The organism is Pantoea pleuroti (assembly GCF_014156615.1).
Lineage (GTDB): Bacteria > Pseudomonadota > Gammaproteobacteria > Enterobacterales > Enterobacteriaceae > Pantoea > Pantoea agglomerans.
Map to the genome: position 1 here is coordinate 329,011 of NZ_SBFD01000005.1, position 18,420 is coordinate 347,430.

The following is an 18,420-nucleotide window of genomic DNA, read 5'->3' on the forward strand; positions in this document are numbered from 1 at the left end:
TATGAACCCTTGTTGATGAGGTTGTACCTGCATTGAGTCGCCTGACCGGACGCCATCCGCTGAACGGGAAGTTGTTGTGGCGATGCCGTTCTCTGCCACTGGTCATCGCGCTGCTACTGGTGGGATGCGCCCGCTCTGACGCGCTGTGGACGGTCACGCATGACCTCTGCATGAATAACTATCACTATCGTCGCGATCCGGCACCCTGCCAGCAAATCTATCTGCCGCAGGACAGCACGCAGGGCTACAGCATCATCCAGAATCCTCGCCACAGGTTGCACTTTATTCTGGTGCCGACGGTGGCGATGTCCGGCATTGAGAGCATTGCGCTGTCGCGCCCCGGGCGTCCTGACTATTTCGGCTACGCCTGGTTAATGCGCTATCGTCTGATGGCGGCCTATGGGGCCAGGGTGCCTGAGGATCGGATCGGCATGGCGCTGAATTCCGCTTATGGCCGCAGCCAGAATCAACTGCATATTCATCTGACCTGCCTGCGGGAGGATGTCTATCGCCAGCTTCAGGCCGAGCGCCCCTATATTAATAATGACTGGCGACCCTTGCCCGACCGTTTGCTGAATCACACCTACTATGCCCGTCGCGTTATGCAGCCGACGGCGATGGGGATCTATCCTGTCTCCTCCGTAGCGCGCCATTTCCGGCTGTCCCCGCCGCAGCTGGCAGAGTCTGGCGTGGCGCTCATCCCGGCGACGTTTTCGGGAGAAAAAGGATTTATCCTGCTAACCACCCGGCGCGGCTGGGATAAGGGCAATCGGGCCTCTGTTGAGTCACTACTGGATAAACGCTGCGCTATTCTTTCAGCGCCGCCAGCTGACGTTGCAGTCGGGAAGTAACTCAACCTTATCACCCTTAGTCCTCCACCGACCCAGCCACTCTGCTGTAATCAAACGCTCTGCCAGCAAGAACCCGGCTGACGAGGACGATCGCCCGCGCAGAAAAACCAGCACATGGCTTATGCCGTAATGAAAGGCCAGCAGCCCGGCGACCCCGTTCTGCAAAGGTGGATGCGATCACCCGTGTGCTTCGTGAGAACAGCGCTCCCGCTTTCGATCAATCCATCCAGTAGGATCCTGTCACGCACACATTATAAATCGCCTCTCTTAAACAGAGTCATCGACAGAGGGAAACTTCTGGTAGAATCCCAATAAATGAAACAGCGTTTCATTTATTTAAAATCATCGGAGGAAATATGTACAAAAATGCAGCATTACTCCTGGCCACAGGATTTGAAGAAGCAGAAGCGTTTATTACTCTCGATATTCTCAGCCGACTGGGCATCACAGTCACTACCGTTGCCTGTCAGCCTCAGCGTGAGATCGTCAGTTATCACGGCGCCGTCATTAAAACAGATACGCTGATTGAAGAATTACAGGACACACATTTATTCGATGCTCTGATCATGCCTGGCGGGCCTGAGGGTTCTAAGAACCTGGCCGCCAGTCCTGCTGTGGCTGCTTTAATCCAGAGACATGATGAAGCGGGAATGTTGATTGCGCCAATCTGCTCTGCCGCCGCCCGGGTGTTGGGTGGAAATAACCTGCTGAAAGGCCGTCGCTACACCTGCTCAGGTGAGCTGGGGCTTGAGGTAACAGATGGCGAATACGTGATGGAGGATGTAGTGGAGGATGGCAATCTGCTCAGTGGTCGGGGCCTGGGTGTCGCCTTCGATTTTGCACTAACGCTTGCTCTGCGCCTGACCGGGAATAAGGGTGCGGTCGATTTCCAGGCTGAACATATCTATTACCGTCCGTGGCTGAACAGGTCGCCTCGCTAAACGCCCCTGAATTTCAGTCAGCCGAACAGAGCGCTGATTGTTGTGATGCCAGCAAAAAGAGACACCGAATCCTCAGTGTCTCTTTGAATCGCCGCCGGGTTCCACTAACGACTGGTAACTGGCTTACCGATACAACGCCGCTTTTCCCACCGAACTAAACAGCGCCATCTTCGTGGCGACCACTTCACTTGCCGCCTGCATCGGTTTAACAAACAGAGCATTAGGCTCGTGCCCGCCCTGTTTTAGTTCCTGCTCCAGCGCCACGAAGAACGCCTTCTTCATATCACTGGAGATATTGATTTTACCGACGCCATAACGAATTGATTCCGCGACCTCGCTGTCTTTGTTGCCCGAACCGCCATGCAGCACCAGCGGGATATCAACCACCTTACGGATCTGCTGCAGGCGCTCGATATCCAGCTTCGGCTGCTTCCCTTTGGGGTAGAGACCATGCGAAGTGCCGATGGCGACGGCCAGCGTGTCGGTGCCGGTCTCGCGCACAAAGGTCTCGGCCTGCTGTGGGTCGGTATAGAGAATCTCGTTACTGCCGCCTTCGCCGCTGCCTTCTGCCACGCCGATGGTGCCCAGCTCCGCTTCCACAGAGACATTAATCGTGTGCGCTATCTCGACAATCTTCTTCGTCAGCGCAATGTTCTGCTCAAAAGGGTGAGAGGAGGCGTCAATCATCACTGAAGTAAAACCTGCGTAGATCGCTTTCATCACCTCTTCCAGCGAGCGGCCATGGTCCAGATGGATCACCACCGGCACACGTGCCTGAATTGCCAGCGTCCGCAGATAGCCAATAAATTCCGGGCCGGTGAAGGCCATCTCTTCAGGATGGATCTCCAGAATCAGCGGTGAATCCAGTCGCTCGGCAGTCTCAACCGCCACACGTCCAAACTCCGCGCTGGCGATGTTGAACGCGCCAACGCCAAACTGATGCTGTCGGGCAACGCTGAGCAGATCTTTCATGTTGTAAAGCATAAGTTTTATCCTTGTTTTGCAGGAACGGAGATATCTTTTTTCAGGAACAGCAGGATCAGCGCCGTCAGCAGACTGCCTGCGGCAATCGCAAACAGATAACCCATGACATTGCTGATCACGTTAGGAATGAAGATGACGAAAATGCCGCCGTGCGGAGCGCGGGAAGCGCAGCCCAGCATCATTGAGAGTGCGCCCGCTAATCCGGAGCCCGCCACGATGGCCGGGATGACGCGCAGCGGATCGGCGACCGCGTATGGGATCGCGCCTTCGGTAATAAATGACAGGCCGAGGATGTAGGTGACCTTGCCGGTTTCCCGCTCCTGCTCGGTAAATTTGCGGCGGAAGAGGGTGGTTGCCAGCGCGATGCCCAGTGGTGGCACCATGCCCGCCGCCATACAGGCGGCAATCGGTCCGTAAACCCCGCTCGACATCAGGCCAATCGCAAACATACAGACGGTTTTATTCAGCGGGCCGCCCATATCAAAGGCCACCATCATGCCGAACAGCAGGCCGAGGATGGCCGCGTTGGTGTTACCCAGCGAACTAAGGAAGTCGGTCAGCCAGCCGAGCAGCATTTTGATCGGCTCACCAATCAGCAGTGCCATCAGTGCGCCGGTCAGCAGCACGCTTAACAGAGGCACGATTAAAATAGGTTTCAGCCCGGCGACCGCTTTGGGCAGATGGATATGGTTGTTGATCAGCAGCGTGATGTATCCGGCCAGGAAGCCGGCAATCAGCGCGCCGAGAAAGCCGGAGCCGGTGTGGATCGCCATCATCCCGCCCACGGCGCCCGCCACGATGCCCGCTTTGCCGCTGACAGACTGGCTGATCCCCAGCGCAAGAATCGGCAGCATCAGGGCAAAGGCGGAACCGCCACCGATGTCAGAGAGCATCTTCGCTATCGGGCTGAAGTTCGCGTCCCCTGGTGTGGCCGCCGTAATCCCGAATGAAAAACTCAGTGCGATCAGTATGCCGCCCGCCACCACAAAGGGGATCATCAGGTTCACGCCGGTGATCAGGTGCACATAAATCTCTGAAATCCAGGAGCGGGAACCCGACGCCTCGCGGGCACTGTTAGCCGGCTCAGATGCACTGGCCTGCGGCGCAGCGTCTACCAGCCTCGGAGCCAGTTCGCCGTTAACAATGGCGTTTAACAGGCCTTCAGCATCCTTCGCGGCACGGGTAACGGGCACCTCAATCACGTTTTTGTGCTGGAAGCGCGCCATCTCAACTTTTTTATCTGCGGCGATCAACACGACGTCCGCCCGATGAATATCGTCGTCGCTGAAAGTATATTCGCTTTCAATCGCACCCTGGGTTTCAACTAATACATTCAGGCCCAGTTTTTTAGCCGCTTTTTTTAAATTACTTTCGGCAAGGTAGGTGTGGGCGACACCTGTAGGACAGGCGGTAATGGCAATAATGTTCATAAATGTTCTCCAGTGAAAATTTTATATTTATGTTTTTCGGTCTGAAGGGATGGCTACAACCTGGAATACCTCCTTTGTTTTTTATTGCATGCTGCTCTCCGGTTTATTCAGGTTCCCGATCGGGATAACAGTAAATGAAACATCTCTTCGCGATGCGGGACATTAAGTAATTGCTCGACGACATCTTCATCACCTAACGCGATGGATATTTTGGCGAGCATTTTGATATGGCCCACATCTTTATCGGACTCTTTTACCGCGAACAGAATCACCAGCCGGACTTTGGTGCCGTCGATGGTCTCCCACGGAATATCCTGGCGTAAACGACCCACGGCAATGCGGGTTTTAGCGACGGCAGCAGATTTACCGTGTGGAATAGCAATATGATTTTCAAATCCGGTGGAGCCTAATTCTTCACGCAGATAAACATCTTTCAGGAATGCGGCTTTATCGGTGACGGCACCGGTCTGGCAGAGCAGGTCGGTCAGCTGAGAAATAATCTGCTCTTTGGTCTGGCAATCGACATCGAGAATAATGCACTCTTCTTTTAATACTTCGTTAATAGCCACGGCTGTCGTCATTTTGCTTCTCCATTATCATTAATTAATCGAATTCGATACCAGACACTCCGTTACTCTTGCGATATCTTTCGCCGAGAACAGGGCCGAGACATACACCACCGGTTTTTCCAGCGGCTCCAGCCGGATGGTGGAAATCACCACGTCACACTCATGTCGTTTCAGGGAGTCAGCAATATTTTTCCCTGGCACGATGTCGATAATCTTCCAGTCGGGAAAGGCACGGATAATCCGTCCGTAAAGCAGCTGCGAGGTACCCAGACCGCTGGAGCAGACCAGCAATACCCGTTTTACCTTGATGCTGTTTTCGATGGCTGCCTGAATATGCACCGTCAGGTAAGCCACTTCGTCATCACTGATCTCATCCAGGCTGTACTCCTGCGTCAGCTGGCTGATCACCGCTTTAACGGCGGCGAACACCGTGCCCAGTTCGGTCTGGATATCATGCAGCAGCGGATTTTTAATCCGGATATGATATCTGAGGCGGTTCAGCATCGGCTTGATATGCGAGGACAATGACGCCTGCAGGTTCTGGTCGGTAGTGATTTCAATGTTGATGCGCTGCGCCACCCGGGCGATCAGCGCCTCAGCAAAGCGGGTTTCACGCTCTGAAATCAGCGAGTCATCGTGCTGTGGTGACTCACCGCCCGCCTTACCGGAGGAGACCAGATACTGATAGATGGAGTGAGATTCCTCGGCCACCAGTACCGTGTTGTAGGCGGTCTCAATGCGCTCTATCACCGCCAGTGATACCTGCCATGCGTGATGGTCGCTGACCCGGTTCATCGACACCGCGCGGGCGTCGGTCCTGTGCATCGGCGAGTGACTCCGGTGGATCAGTACCAGAATATGCGTAAATAAATTGATGTAGTAAGGATCGCTTATCGTATATTGCAGCTGCTGTTCAATAAAATTAATTAATTGCAGGGTAAAATGGACAGCCTGCTGACCAAACTTCTCTGAAAGCTCCTGCAGCGTGCTTTCATCCAGACGGCTTTCCATCATGTCCTGACGGTTATAAATCGATTTTAACACCAGCGCTTTCATCGCCATGCGAATATTATGGTCGCTGCCTTTTATGCTGGTTCCGACACGACTTTTTAATAAGGTTAAATCAAACTGATGTAACCATGCTTCTAATGTTTTCAAATCATTCACTATCGAAGCGCGGCTGATAAAATATTTATCCGCCAGTTCGCTGATGGAGGAACTTTTTGGTGACAGCATTAATAAATCCGATGCTATTTTCAGCATCCTGAAGTTGCTGCTGAAATCATCCACCTCGATTGAGAAAATCCGGCGCGCGGCTATTTCAGACTGCGCGTCAGCGAATTTAATTGTGATCCCTCTCCCACTTTTCCCGCTGAGATTGATTCCCTGGTCAGAAAGTTTTTCGTTAATATCGGCAATATCGCGGCGCAAGGTTCGGGTGGTGATTGCTGTTTTTTCTGAAATAGCGTGCAGGCTCACATAACTGTTATGAGAAATAAGTTGTCGCATAATCGTCAGTTGCCGTTCAGTCAGCGCCTTCATCATCATCAGGTTCCGCTTAATCTGTTATTCGCCTTGTCAGTTATCATCTAAGCAAAGGCACTATGCCATGTAAATATTAAAACATGGCCACAAGTAACTGGTCAGGCTGACCACCCAGCCGTAATTTGCTGAAATAATGTCTGAAAAGATGAAACAGAGAAAAGCGCCAGAGGAGAGGGGATCAGAGGGAAAGGTGGCCAGGTCGCCATTACTGATTAATGCGCTTCGTCACTAAAAGTGGAAGTGGCTGCCCAACCCATATCGGCAGCCACCCATGCTAAACACACTTACCTTTCGCGCAGCGCTTCCTTCGCGCGGTTCAGCGGTTTCATCAGATACTCCATGATGGTTTTACTGCCGGTGTGAATCTCGCCCATCGCAATCATCCCCGGATAAACCGGAAATTTTTTGCCCTTTTTATTGACCAGATAATCCTTATCGGTGCGGATGTAGACGCGGTAATAGTACTGGTCGCGATGGACTTCATCCTGGATGGTGTCCGGTGAAATAGAGGCCACTTTACCTTCCAGACCACCATAGATGTTGTAGTCATAGGCCGTGAGCTTCACCACGGCACGCTGGCCGGGCGTGATAAAGGCGACATCGCGCGGAGCAATCTGCGCCTCAATCATCAGTTGCTCATCCAGCGGCACAATCTCCATCAGATTGCCGCGCTGTGGGATAACGCCGCCAACCGTATTGACCTCGATATCTTTAACAATGCCTCTGACCGGCGTAACAATCACCGTGCGCTTCAGCGAGTCAGCGCGTCCGATAATAATGGAGCGCTGAGACGCCGCTTCGGCATTGGCTTTCGCCAGCTCTTCACGTGCCTGAACGATATAGTGATTCTCAGCGTCGTTGAGCTTGTTTTGCAGATCGTTCGCCTGGCGTTTCAGCCGCAGCACTTCCACATTACTGGCTGCGCCTTTAGCCACCAGCGAAGAGGTCAGCCGCAACTCGCGGTTGATCAGCTCCAGCGCTTCGGTCAGGCCGCTGATGGTCTTGCTGTAGTTTTCACGGCGCGACTGATAAAGCGCGGTTTCAGCAGCCACCAGTGGCGGATCGGCTAATACCTCTGGCGGAAAGATCAGAGGTGTACCAGCGGTCTCAGCCTGTAAGCGGGCCGCCGTCGCCAGCGCGGCACGTAACCGTGAGGTGCTCTCCTGTACGCCGGAGTCAATCTGGGTCGGATCCAGCAGGGCCAGCACCTGACCCGCCTCAACCACATCGCCTTCGTGAACCTTCAGCTCTTTCAGGATCCCGCCCTCCAGCGACTGAATAATCTGCTCGTGTGAGCTTGGCACTACTTTGCCGACACCGACGGTAACTTCATCCAGTTCGAAGTTCGAGGCCCAGATAAAGAACAGCACCAGCATGATCAGCACCGACAGGATGATCAGACCGCCAGAGGAGACCCGCTTACGGGAACGCTGATACTTCTTTTTACGGAATAAGGAGAAACTCATACCTGTGCTCCCTGCGGTTTAACGTTCACTTTGCCCTGATGCGGCGCTGCGCTGGCCTCGGGCCTGGTGATAAGCATCTCGGCTTTCGTTCCATCCCGCGCAATCCTGCCTTTGTCGATCAGCATAATGCGATCAACCAGCTGCAGTACCGCCGGACGATGAGTGGCGATAATCAGCGTCCGGTTGCCCATCCACGTCATCAGCCGCTCAATCAGATGCTTTTCCGCGCTATCATCCAGCCAGGCGGTAGGCTCATCCAGCAGCAGTACGCTGGGCTGGCGGAGCAGGGTGCGCGCCAGCAACAGCTGCTGACGCTGACCGCCAGACAATCCTTTGCCGCCCTCCTGCAACAGGTAATCCATGCCCTCCGGCAAGCGCTGAATAAAGTCGAGTGCGCCGCTGATCTCCAGGGCCTGAAGCATCTCCTCTTCGGTCGCCAGCGGCATGCCCAGGCGTAAGTTCTCACGGATCGTGCCGTAAAAAAGGGAGGAGGTCTGGGTAAGCAGCCCGACGTCACGCCGCACATCCAGCGGATCGATAGAGGAAAGACGCACACCATCCAGTAGCAGTGCGCCTTCGCCCGGTTGCAACAGGCCCGCCATCAGCTGCAGCAGCGTCGATTTACCGGAACCATTACGCCCCAGTAGCGCCACTTTCTCACCGGTTTTAATCGTCAGCTTTTTCACCGTCAGCACCGGGTCAGGGGAGTTCGGGTCGTAGCGATAGATGACGTCGGAGAGGGCATATTCGCCGTTAATGCGCGGACGATGAACCCGGATGCTGCGCTCTGGCTGATCGACCTCACTGTTAAGCAGGTTCTCCAGTCCTTCACGCGCCACTTTGGCCTGCTGCCAGCGGCCAAATATCATCGCCAGTTGTCCCAGCGGCGCCATCATGCGTGACGCCAGCATCGAGCAGCCGATTAACACGCCGGTAGAGAGATCGCCACTCATGGCAAAGAAGGCACCCACCAGCACCACGCCCACGTAAGCAATAGTCTGAACTTCGCTGGTCCAGCTCATCAGCAATCCGCTGATAAAACGCTGCTTCTGCGAAGATTTACTGATTACCTCGTTGAGGTGATTCCACTGGTTCTGAAAGTAGGGCTCTGCGCGCAGCAGCTTGATGTCATCCATGCCCTGTACGGTCTCAACCAGCATGGCGCTGCGAACCGCGGACTCGCGCATGGTCGCTTTGGAGAGCTTCGCCAGCGACCCCTGCGCCAGCAGGCCCGGAATAACAATCAGCGGAATCGCCGCCAGCGGAACCAGCACCAGCCATCCACCCAGTAACCAGAGGATAAAGAGAAAAATGATTAAAAAAGGCAGATCGGCAATTGCTGAAATGGTGGTCGAGGTAATCAGTTCACGGATCTGTTCCAGCTCGCGGATCTGAGCAATAAAAGAGCCGGTGGATTTGGGCCGCTGATCGTTACGGATACGCAACGCGTGACCAAAGACGCGGTCGGAGATGCGCAGATCCGCACTTTTACCGGCCATATCAGAGATATGCGTGCGGATAATGCGCATTACAAAAACGCAGGTCAGGGCGATCATTACGCCACCGAACAGCACCCAGAGTGAGGGAACGGACTGGGAAGGGATCACCCGATCATACACCTGCATGGTGAACAGCATCGCGGAGAGACCCAGCACGTTGGAGATCAGCGACGCAAACATCACGTTTACATAGGCTGGCCACTCCCGAAGAATGGTCTGCCACAGCCAGTCAGCACGATGCGGCTTGATATAGTCATCTACCCGCGCATCCGGCACCGAGGACTCCGGCTTCGCCAGCAGTACGCGCTGCGCATGCTGCGACAGCTCTTCAAGACTCAGCGTGGTCTGCAGCTGTTTTTCGCCGCTCAGCATCACGCTGACTTTGTCTTCTTCGCCTGCCGTGGTGATGACGCCGACGCCGCGGGGACCAAAATCGACGATCAGCGGCATCCGCCAGGGATCGAGCTGATCCGGATGAAATTCATCAAAAATGACCAGCAGGCCGAGCTGGCGGGCCATATTTTCAATCAGCGCATCCTGTGAAAGATGCTGCATATGCCATTCCGCTTCCCCTTTCACCCGTTCAGGTGAACCATCAAGCCGGTAATGTTTAGCCACCAGCAGCAGCGCTTCAAGCCAGGGGGTATAAGCCTTTTTTGCCTCAGGCTGGGCTGAAGCACTCTCCCTGTCAGATATCGTGTTCATTATCGTCTTCTCTTCGTTGCTGACAGAATTACGGCGCAATGCGCAGTCCCTGGATCACTTTATTATTTAAATCAAACGCGTCGCGGGCCATTCCGGTCACCACCAGATAATTAACGGAGGAGGCCCAAAGATCGCAACGGGCGTTAATTAAATCCTGCCGGGCGCGACTTATTTCCTGTTCGGCATTGAGTAAGTCGAGAACATTTCGATTACCTAAAGATAAATATTGTTCCCGGTACAGAGCGCGTGTTTCCATAATGGTTTTCATCCGGCTGCTCAGCAAAGTGATATTTTTTTGCAATCCTTTAACGCTCTGAAAATAATTTCGCTGCTGATCGCTAATCTCCAGTTTCTTACTGGCAATAGTGGTCCTGGCTGCTTCCAGCGCTCTGGCACTGGCGCTTTCCTGCGCCACTAATGCGCCGCCCTGATAAAGGGTGCTGTTCACCGAAAGATAAACGTTCTGGTACTGGCTATGGCGCTGATAATCCGCAATGTCGCCGATATATTTATTGGTGTTGGCTTCAAGCGATAAAGTGGGGTAGCGCTGCGCTTTGTAATTACGTAACTCTGCCAGGGCGACGGCAGCATCTGCCTGGGCCACTAAAATGGTCGGGTTACGGTTTAAATCGATCCTGGCGCTCTGGCGCTCAATCAGGGGCAACAGGGAGACCGGCGCGGATATTTTCTTCTCTGCGACCGGCTGGCCGAGTAGCGATTGCAGATGGTATTTCTGCTGCTCCAGTTTGATTTCCAGATCCAGCTGTGACGCCTGGGCGGCTTCAACGCGCGCCTGGGCCTGAACCGGATCCACACGGGTGCTGGCCCCGGCCTCGGCGCGCATTTGCGTCAGTGCCAGGATGTCACGCAGTGCTTTTACCTCTTTTTTTGCATTATCAAGCAGCTGCGTTGATCGATAAACCTCATTCAGTGCCAGTGCGGTCTGCTCAATAATGGTGTCGATCTGCATCAGGACCGTGGCCTGCTGGCGCAGATATTTCGCGCTGGCCTGATCGACCGCGCTGCCGGTTTTACCAAAGTCGTAGAGCATCTGAGAAAGGCCGACGGTCGCGATATGGCCGCTGCCTTCATCCTGCTGTCGACCCGTGGTGATGCCCGCTTTTATGGCAGGCAGATAGCCCGCTTTCGCGGCATCAATGGTGAATCCTGATGACTCCAGCGTCGCAATGCTGCTGCTGATGGAAGGGTGATGATTAACCGCCAGTTGAATGGCCGCCTGCCAGTCAGCCGGAAAGCTGTCAGCCCCGTTTGATTCTGCAGGCTGCATATCAATTTCTGCCGGATTAATTTGTAATTTATCTGCCAGCGCAGAACCGCCCGCAGGTAAGGTTCCGGGATCGGGCGTTTTAGAAAATACGCCCCAAAAGCCGGACGGGGCTTCATTTATTGAAGGCTCGCTTGCAGAAAATAGTTTTTTATCTGCAGCAAAAGAAGAGTGGGTAATAAAAATACAGTGCAAAATGATAATTATTTTTTTCATGATATTTTAAAAGTTAAATATACCTCAGTCATAAAAGTCGGCTTAGCGCGCGGGGAAAGAGCAGGCTGGTATAAATAACCCAGCCTGCTTTTAATGCGGATTTTAATTATCCGATGGTTACATCGTCTTCAATATATAACTGTACCACGGAGCCATCGGCTGCAGAACTGGTGTAATGGTTATAGTTAACCCCATTTGCCACTAATCCTTCCGCCTGCTCCCAGTTACCATTGAGCGTCACCGTGTCGCCATTTTCCCCTCTGACAAATAACGTATTATCGTTATCCGTTACCTTCAGCAGACTTTCTGCACTGACCACCAGATTGTCTTTTCCGGCGTCCGTCATCAGGTCGATGGTTTCAATATTATTGACCCTGGCCGAGATATCACTGAGGTTCAGCGTACCTGTGCCATGCCAGGCCAGCGTATCGTTACCATCAGCGCCGTTGATTGAGATGAAATCGGTGTCATAGACTTCGAAAACATCCGCACCGCTGGTGCCGGTGAAGGTAATTTCGCCACCCGCGCTGCCATCAACATCAACCCCCAGGTTAAAGCTCAGAGAAGCATTGCTGCCGTCTGACAGGGCATAGGTGAAGGTGTCAGTGTTACCGCTGTGCGCAAACGCATCATCCACCTCGTAGCTGTAGTGACCCGCCTCATCGATAACCAGCGTGCCATAGGCGCCTTTGACGCTGACGGCACTGTCGTCAGTAATCGCGGTGGTTTCACCATTCAGGCTCACCGATACCACGGTCAGATCGGCTGAGACATCCGCTATAGAACCGGCAAGGTGCTCGGTCACTTCGTTGAAGTGCAGGCCCTGCTGAACATAGAGTTTGACTGCCGAGCCATCCAGTGCCGTGCTGGTGTAGAGGGTGTAGGTAATGTTATTCAGCGTTTCCACGCCGTTAACGGTCCACACGCCCTGCAGTGAAAGGGAGTCATTGCTGCCACCCCTGACATACAGCACATTGCTGGCATCCGTGATTTTCTCAATATCATCGGCACCAATCAGCAGCGCCGTTGCCTGGGCGTTGTCCTGCAAATCGATGATTTCGATATTGTTCACTTTGCCCGCGATCTCACTGAGGTTCAGCTCGCTTGCACCATTCCAGACCAGCGTATCCTGACCCGATTTACCATCCACCGAGGTGAACTGGGTGTCGTGAACGGTGAAGCTGTCATCGCCAACGGTACCGGCAAAGATCAGCGCACCACCTTCCGATCCATCCACGGAAACACCCAGCGTCATCACCAGATTTTTGGTGGTGCCGTCCGCCAGAATGTAGGTGAACGAATCTTCACTGCCGGTCAGTTTGATCACCGAGTCACTGTTCAGCGTGTAGGTATAACTCCCATCGGTATGAATCGTCAGCGTGCCGTAGGTCCCCGCAATGGTGGTGCCCGCTGCGGCCACCAGCGTGTAGCTTGCGGCACCGGTCACAATACCCGCGGTTATCGATTTCACCAGCAGTGAACTGTCACTGGCGCTGTCGCTGGTAAAGACCGAGCCATTGACGCTGGAGCTGGTGCTGACCTTATAGTCGGTGGTGCTGACGATATTCACTGCCACTTTCACGGTGAGCGCGTCGTAGTTGGTTGACCACAGGAAGCCAGGATGTCCGGACTGCGTGCTGTCGACCACGATGCGATAAGTTCCCGCACTCTGGCCTTCCAGCGAAACATTCAGCGGACTGCCGCTGGTGACCGCCTGAGTGCCGCTGGTCACGTTGTCCCAGCGCAGCGTCTGCTCGTTATAAACCTGCAACGACCAGTTCACCGAAACGGTATTGCTGGCATTGATCGACGCCCCGGTCACGCTGACGTTAATCTCCTGCAGATCGCTGATGCTGTTAACCGTGAAGCTCTCACTGGTGAAGCTGCTGGTCGCAGTGTTCATCGTGGTGGTCTGCGCCACGCTGTCGCTGAGCAGAGCAACGTCGCCCGTGACATCGGCCGCATTGTTTTCAGGCGCGGTTTCGGTGCTGCTCAGTTTCATGTCACGATCAACATAGAGGTTCACGGTCTGACCATCGGCGGTGGTGCCGACGTAATGAACGTAATCCACATTGTTGACCACTTCACTGCCAGAGAGCGTCCAGCGACCGGAGAGGGTCAGTGTGTCTGTGATGGCACCTTTAACAAACAGCGTGTTATCAGCATCAGTGATATCCGCTATGTTTTGCGTGGTGACAACCAGATTATTAACCGCGCTGTCATTAACCAGCTCAATCTCTTCGATATTGCTGATTTTCGACTGCAGATCGCTGAGCGTCAGTGTGCCTGTGCCGCTCCACACCAGCGTATCCAGACCTTCACCCCCATCAATATGGGTGAAGCTGCTATCGCTCACGTTAAAGATATCGTCGCTAGCCGTACCTGTTACATCCTGCGCAGCGGTAACGGTATATTCCGTTCCATTCTGGCTATCCGTATAGGTGGTTGAAGAGAGATTAACCCCCTGCTGCACGTAGATATCGACCACTGTTCCGGCAGCCGTCGTGCTGGTGTAGTGCGTATAGGTGATGCTGTCGACGATTACCGTGCCACTGTCGACCCAGGTGCCTTGCAGCGTCACGCTGTCGCCAGCGATGCCTTTGATATACAGCGCATTACTTTCGCTGGTGACATCTTCTACGCTCTGCGCATCCAGCACCAGGTTGTCGCTGCTGGTGGTTGAGGTCAGCATGATCGATTCGATATTGCTGACTTTCGCTGCGACGTCGCTTAAGACCAGCTGGCCATTGCCATGCCATGCCAGCGTGTCGTCGCCAGCCGCACCATCTACCGAGGCGAAGTTAGTGTCATACACATCAAACACATCGTCTGCCTCAGTGCCGTGGAACACCAGCGCACCGCCGTTGCTGCCGTTAACCTCAACGCCCAGATGGATCGTGACGGTGGCAGTAACGACCTCACCATTGGCACCTTTCAGCGCATAGGTGAACACGTCTTCAGAGCCGGCTGGCAGTGTGGTGGTGGCAGGGGTGTAGGTATAAGCCCCGTTGTTATAGATCACCAGGGTGCCATACTGACCCGCAATGGAGACGCCACTTTCGGTGACCCAGGTATAGCTGTCATCGATCGTCACATCGCTGGTGCTGTCACCGGCTTTGGCATAGATGCGGGTGTAGATAGAACTCAGCTTATCAACCGCACCGTCTGTGCCTTCATCGGTCAGCACGTTGCCAGTGGCGAGTTCATTCGCGGTGATGACGTAGTCCGTAGTGCTTAAAACATCCACGTTCATGTTCACTCTGATCGTGTTGGTTGCCCCCGTTTTGGAGACAGCAATCCGATAGGTTCCTGCTTCAGAAACCAGAGAGGACATGTCGGTGAGAAGCAGCACTTCGTCACTATGGTTGCCCGCTTTCACCACTAACTCGTTGGTGGTTACCGTTGACCAGCTTCCGTCTTCTCCCAGTTTCTGGACTTCGTAGACGAGAGTCATATCCTGCGAGAAGTTATTGCCCCAGAAATCATATTGCGTTGAGAGCTTAAACTCGCCGGTCACAATGTCATCTGCAGAATTCAGCGTGAATGAGCCGGTGTAAATGGCTGCACTCTGTGCTGTCAGCAGGGCTTCGGGCATCGTGTCACTGGTTTTGTTGTAAATCACCGTAACGCTGGCATTTGCCTCGTTACTGGAAGCAATGTCGGTGATCGCTGCCGCCGTGGGATCGGTTGGATCCCAGCTCAGATCCAGAGCCGCATTGGTGGTACCAATCTGCACGTGAATCTGGGCGGATGAACTCTGGCCGGTGGCAGAGTCGGTAATGGTATAGGTAAAGGAATCTACCTTACCGATGCTGTCCATGGACGAGATCGGGGTATAGACATAGCTGCCATCGGCGTTGATGACCAGCGTGCCATACTGACCCACCAGCGTGGCGGTTTTGGTGGTGGCATCCAGCGTGACAGATGTCACGGTGCCATCACTGCTGGTCACGCTCGCCGCACTCACTGAGGTATAGGCGCTGTGCGGAATACCATCTGCACCATAGACGGTATCGACATCCGTGATCACATTGCCGGTTGCCGTGGTGTAGTCGGTCGGCGTGCCCTGTTCCGCCAGCGTATAGACGGTTTTAGAGGCGTTCAGATTAAAGCTCGCACCGACGTTAATACCGCCGGTGGTATAAACCAGCTGATACTGGCCAGCAGTCAGACCGGTGAGCGTGATGGTGGAGGTGGATGCGCCCAGTCCAAACATGCCAAACAGGTTTCCGCTGTTCTCCTCAGAAACGGTAACCCAGGTGCTGGTGGATGAGTCATACTTCTGCAACACCAGCGTCGAGTTACTGGCGACGTTAAGGAATGCGGAAGAGGTGGCCGTAACATCAAGATCGATAATGGTGCCATCGGCGACCACAATCGGATCACTGACAATCTTATTGTTAAACGACACTAATCCGCTGTCTTCCAGTACTGTCCCCAGATCCTGACTCACATCAACCGGATAGGTAAAGCCGACCGCTGCATCTGAGCTGACATTATCGGAGGCGGTCAGCACAATCGCCTGCACATTCAGATCCAGAGCGTCAGAAGGCGCGCTGCTGTTACCTGCCGCATCTGTCACGGTAAAGGTCACTTCATGCGTGCCGTCATACAAACCGTCTTCAGCGGTAAATTTCCAGCTGCCATCATCAGCAACGGTGGTTTCGCCGACGATCTGACCTTTGTCATAGATCGTAACGGTGGCACCAGGCTCAAGATCGCTGCCGCTGAAGGTGAGTTTACTGTCGCTCTGGGTTTCGGCTGTATTAATAGCCGCGCCCACTTCATCGGTGATCACCACCGCAGCAATGTCCACACCTTCAGGTGCAACAGAGTCCACGACATAACTGACAGCGTCAGATTCACCGCTGCTGTTACCTGCCGCGTCGACTGTCTCAAACGTAAAGCTATGGTCACCATCAGTCAGCGCTTCAGACGGCGTGAAAGACCAGCTGCCATCGTCGGCGACCTGAGCTTCACCCAGTACCGTACCATTATCGCGAACGATAATAGTGGTGCCCGCTTCCTGGCCTGAGGCGCTAAAGGTCGGTGTGGTATCACCGATAGCGCTGCCAGCGACTAACGCATTGCCTGCATCATCTGAGACCACCATCGCGGCCACATCAATGACCTCTGGCGCAACGGTGTCGACCACGACGTTAACGGTGTCGCTGCTGGTGTTGCCTTCCGCATCCGTTACAGTCACGATTAACGCATGGTCACCTTCAGCCAGGGCTGCTTCAGGCGTAAAGCTCCAGCTTCCATCTTCGGCAACCACGACACTTCCCAGCACGGTTTCACCATCGGCGATAGTCACTGTGGTGCCTGGTGTCTGATCTTTTCCGCTAAACGTCGGGGTGGTGTCATTTATGGCATCGCCATCAACAATCACGCGTCCTGCATCATCGGTAATTACGACACCGGTGTTAATGCCTTTGGTAGCTGAGACTGAGAGATCCAGTGCCTCAGACATGCCGCTGCTGTTGCCGACTGCATCGGTGACTTCAAACGTAAAGTGATGATCGCCATCGTCAAGTGCGGTTGATGGTGTAAACGACCAGCTGCCATCCTCATTCACCGTCGTTTCACCCAGTACAGTTTCACCGTCGCGAATAACAACGGTGGCTCCTGCTTCGAGATCTTTGCCACTGAAGGTCGGCATGTTTTCAGAGGTAACATCCGCGGCGGTAATCGCATTGCCATCTTCATCGGTCAGAGCCACCGTAGTGATATCAACCCCATCTGGCGCGGTGGTATCAATCGTGACGTTGAAGATGCCGTCATTACTCACACCTTCTGAATCAGTAACAGTGACCTTGATAGCGTGCGCACCTTCAGCCAGTGGGTTTTCCGGCGTGAAGGTCCAGCTTCCATCTTCACCAACTGTCACGGTGGTCAGCGTCGTTTCGCCATCAGCGATGACGATATTGGTTCCCGGTTCGAAGTTTTTACCGTTGAAGGTTGGGGTGCTGTCACTAACAGTGTCGCCATCCAGAATAGCGGTACCGTTATCATCAACGATCTCCATAGACGGCGCGGTTTGCACCACGACATTAATGGTGTCATTGACCGCGTTGCCGTTGGCGTCGGTGCCGTCGATGACCAGCGCGTGCTCGCCGTCGGCCAGCGGGGCGTCAGGGGTAGAGGTCCAGCTGCCGTCCTCGCCCACTGTAGCAGTGCCGAGCTCGGTGTCGCCGTCGGAGACGGTGACGGTGGAGCCGGGCTGCATGCCGCCGCCATTGATGGTCGGGGTGCTGTCGCTGGTGGTCGCGCCGTCGGCGATTGCATTACCGGCGTCGTCGGTCAGGCCCGGCGCGGTGGCGCTGGTGTCTACGGTGACGTTCACGGTGTCACTGACCGCGTTGCCGTCGGCGTCGGTGCCGTCAACCACGAGCGCGTGCTCGCCGTCGGCCAGCGGGGCGTCAGGGGTGAAGGTCCAGCTGCCGTCCTCGCCCACGGTGGCGGTGCCGAGTTCGGTGTCGCCGTCGGAGACGGTGACGGTGGAGCCGGGCTGCATGCCGCCGCCATTAATCGTCGGGGTACTGTCGCTGGTGGTGCTGCCGTCGGCGATCGGGTTGCCGGCGTCGTCGGTCAGGCCCGGCGCGGTGGCGCTGGTGTCGACGGTGACGTCGACGGTGCTGCTGCTGGCGTTGCCGCTGGCGTCGGTGCCGTCAACCACGAGCGCGTGATCGCCGTCAGCCAGCGGCGCGTCAGGGGTGAAGGTCCAGCTGCCGTCCTCGCCCACGGTGGCGGTGCCGAGCTCGGTGTCGCCGTCGGAGACGGTGACGGTGGAGCCGGGCTGCATGCCGTCGCCATTGATCGTCGGGGTGCTGTCGCTGGTGCTGCTGCCGTCGGCGATTGGGTTACCGGCGTCGTCGGTCAGGCCCGGCGCGGTGGCGCTGGTGTCGACGTTCACGTTCACGGTGTCA

At 54.8% G+C, this 18,420-nt stretch carries 10 protein-coding genes and 1 pseudogene; 2 read left to right on the forward strand and 9 right to left on the reverse strand.

Annotated elements, in window-relative coordinates:
- The first annotated feature begins 74 nt into the window (after positions 1-74).
- Together EPG66_RS14605 and EPG66_RS14610 are read left to right on the forward strand one after the other, a co-directional pair.
- The gene (locus EPG66_RS14605) at positions 75-851 is read left to right on the forward strand and encodes a CDP-diacylglycerol diphosphatase (RefSeq protein ID WP_425497031.1); all 777 of its coding nucleotides are present in this window, start codon (positions 75-77) and stop codon (positions 849-851) included.
- A 356-nt stretch (positions 852-1,207) separates the two neighbouring features.
- Positions 1,208-1,792: a DJ-1/PfpI family protein gene (locus EPG66_RS14610; RefSeq protein WP_182687330.1), complete on the forward strand. Its 585-nt coding sequence runs from the start codon at positions 1,208-1,210 to the stop codon at positions 1,790-1,792.
- A 123-nt stretch (positions 1,793-1,915) separates the two neighbouring features.
- Here the strand turns inward: EPG66_RS14610 and EPG66_RS14615 are convergent, their stop codons facing one another.
- From EPG66_RS14615 to EPG66_RS14650, 9 genes and pseudogenes are all read right to left on the reverse strand, one after another.
- A complete protein-coding gene (locus EPG66_RS14615) occupies positions 1,916-2,776 on the reverse strand; it encodes a ketose-bisphosphate aldolase (RefSeq protein WP_064704867.1) in 861 nt (286 codons plus the stop codon).
- Positions 2,777-2,781: 5 nt separating this feature from the next.
- Positions 2,782-4,206 (reverse strand): PTS fructose transporter subunit IIC, encoded by a 1,425-nt coding sequence (locus tag EPG66_RS14620; protein WP_182687332.1) that lies wholly within the window; start codon positions 4,204-4,206, stop codon positions 2,782-2,784.
- A 107-nt stretch (positions 4,207-4,313) separates the two neighbouring features.
- Complete coding sequence (locus tag EPG66_RS14625; protein WP_182687334.1) at positions 4,314-4,787, reverse strand: PTS sugar transporter subunit IIA; 474 nt, start codon at positions 4,785-4,787, stop codon at positions 4,314-4,316.
- A gap of 18 nt (positions 4,788-4,805) precedes the next feature.
- Positions 4,806-6,011 (reverse strand): BglG family transcription antiterminator, encoded by a 1,206-nt coding sequence (locus tag EPG66_RS14630; protein WP_229518688.1) that lies wholly within the window; start codon positions 6,009-6,011, stop codon positions 4,806-4,808.
- 126 nt (positions 6,012-6,137) lie between these two features.
- Positions 6,138-6,323: pseudogene (locus EPG66_RS23170) on the reverse strand (HTH domain-containing protein); the annotation flags it as partial.
- 281 nt (positions 6,324-6,604) lie between these two features.
- Positions 6,605-7,786: a beta-barrel domain-containing protein gene (locus EPG66_RS14635; RefSeq protein ID WP_031593683.1), complete on the reverse strand. Its 1,182-nt coding sequence runs from the start codon at positions 7,784-7,786 to the stop codon at positions 6,605-6,607.
- A complete protein-coding gene (locus EPG66_RS14640) occupies positions 7,783-9,990 on the reverse strand; it encodes a type I secretion system permease/ATPase (protein WP_182687337.1) in 2,208 nt (735 codons plus the stop codon). The genes EPG66_RS14635 and EPG66_RS14640 overlap by 4 nt, the downstream gene beginning before the upstream one ends.
- A gap of 28 nt (positions 9,991-10,018) precedes the next feature.
- Positions 10,019-11,278, reverse strand: coding sequence for a TolC family outer membrane protein (locus tag EPG66_RS14645; RefSeq protein WP_227028346.1), 1,260 nt, complete (start codon positions 11,276-11,278; stop codon positions 10,019-10,021).
- A 319-nt stretch (positions 11,279-11,597) separates the two neighbouring features.
- A complete protein-coding gene (locus EPG66_RS14650; protein WP_343055225.1) occupies positions 11,598-18,407 on the reverse strand; it encodes a BapA/Bap/LapF family large adhesin in 6,810 nt (2,269 codons plus the stop codon).
- Positions 18,408-18,420 lie beyond the last annotated feature (13 nt).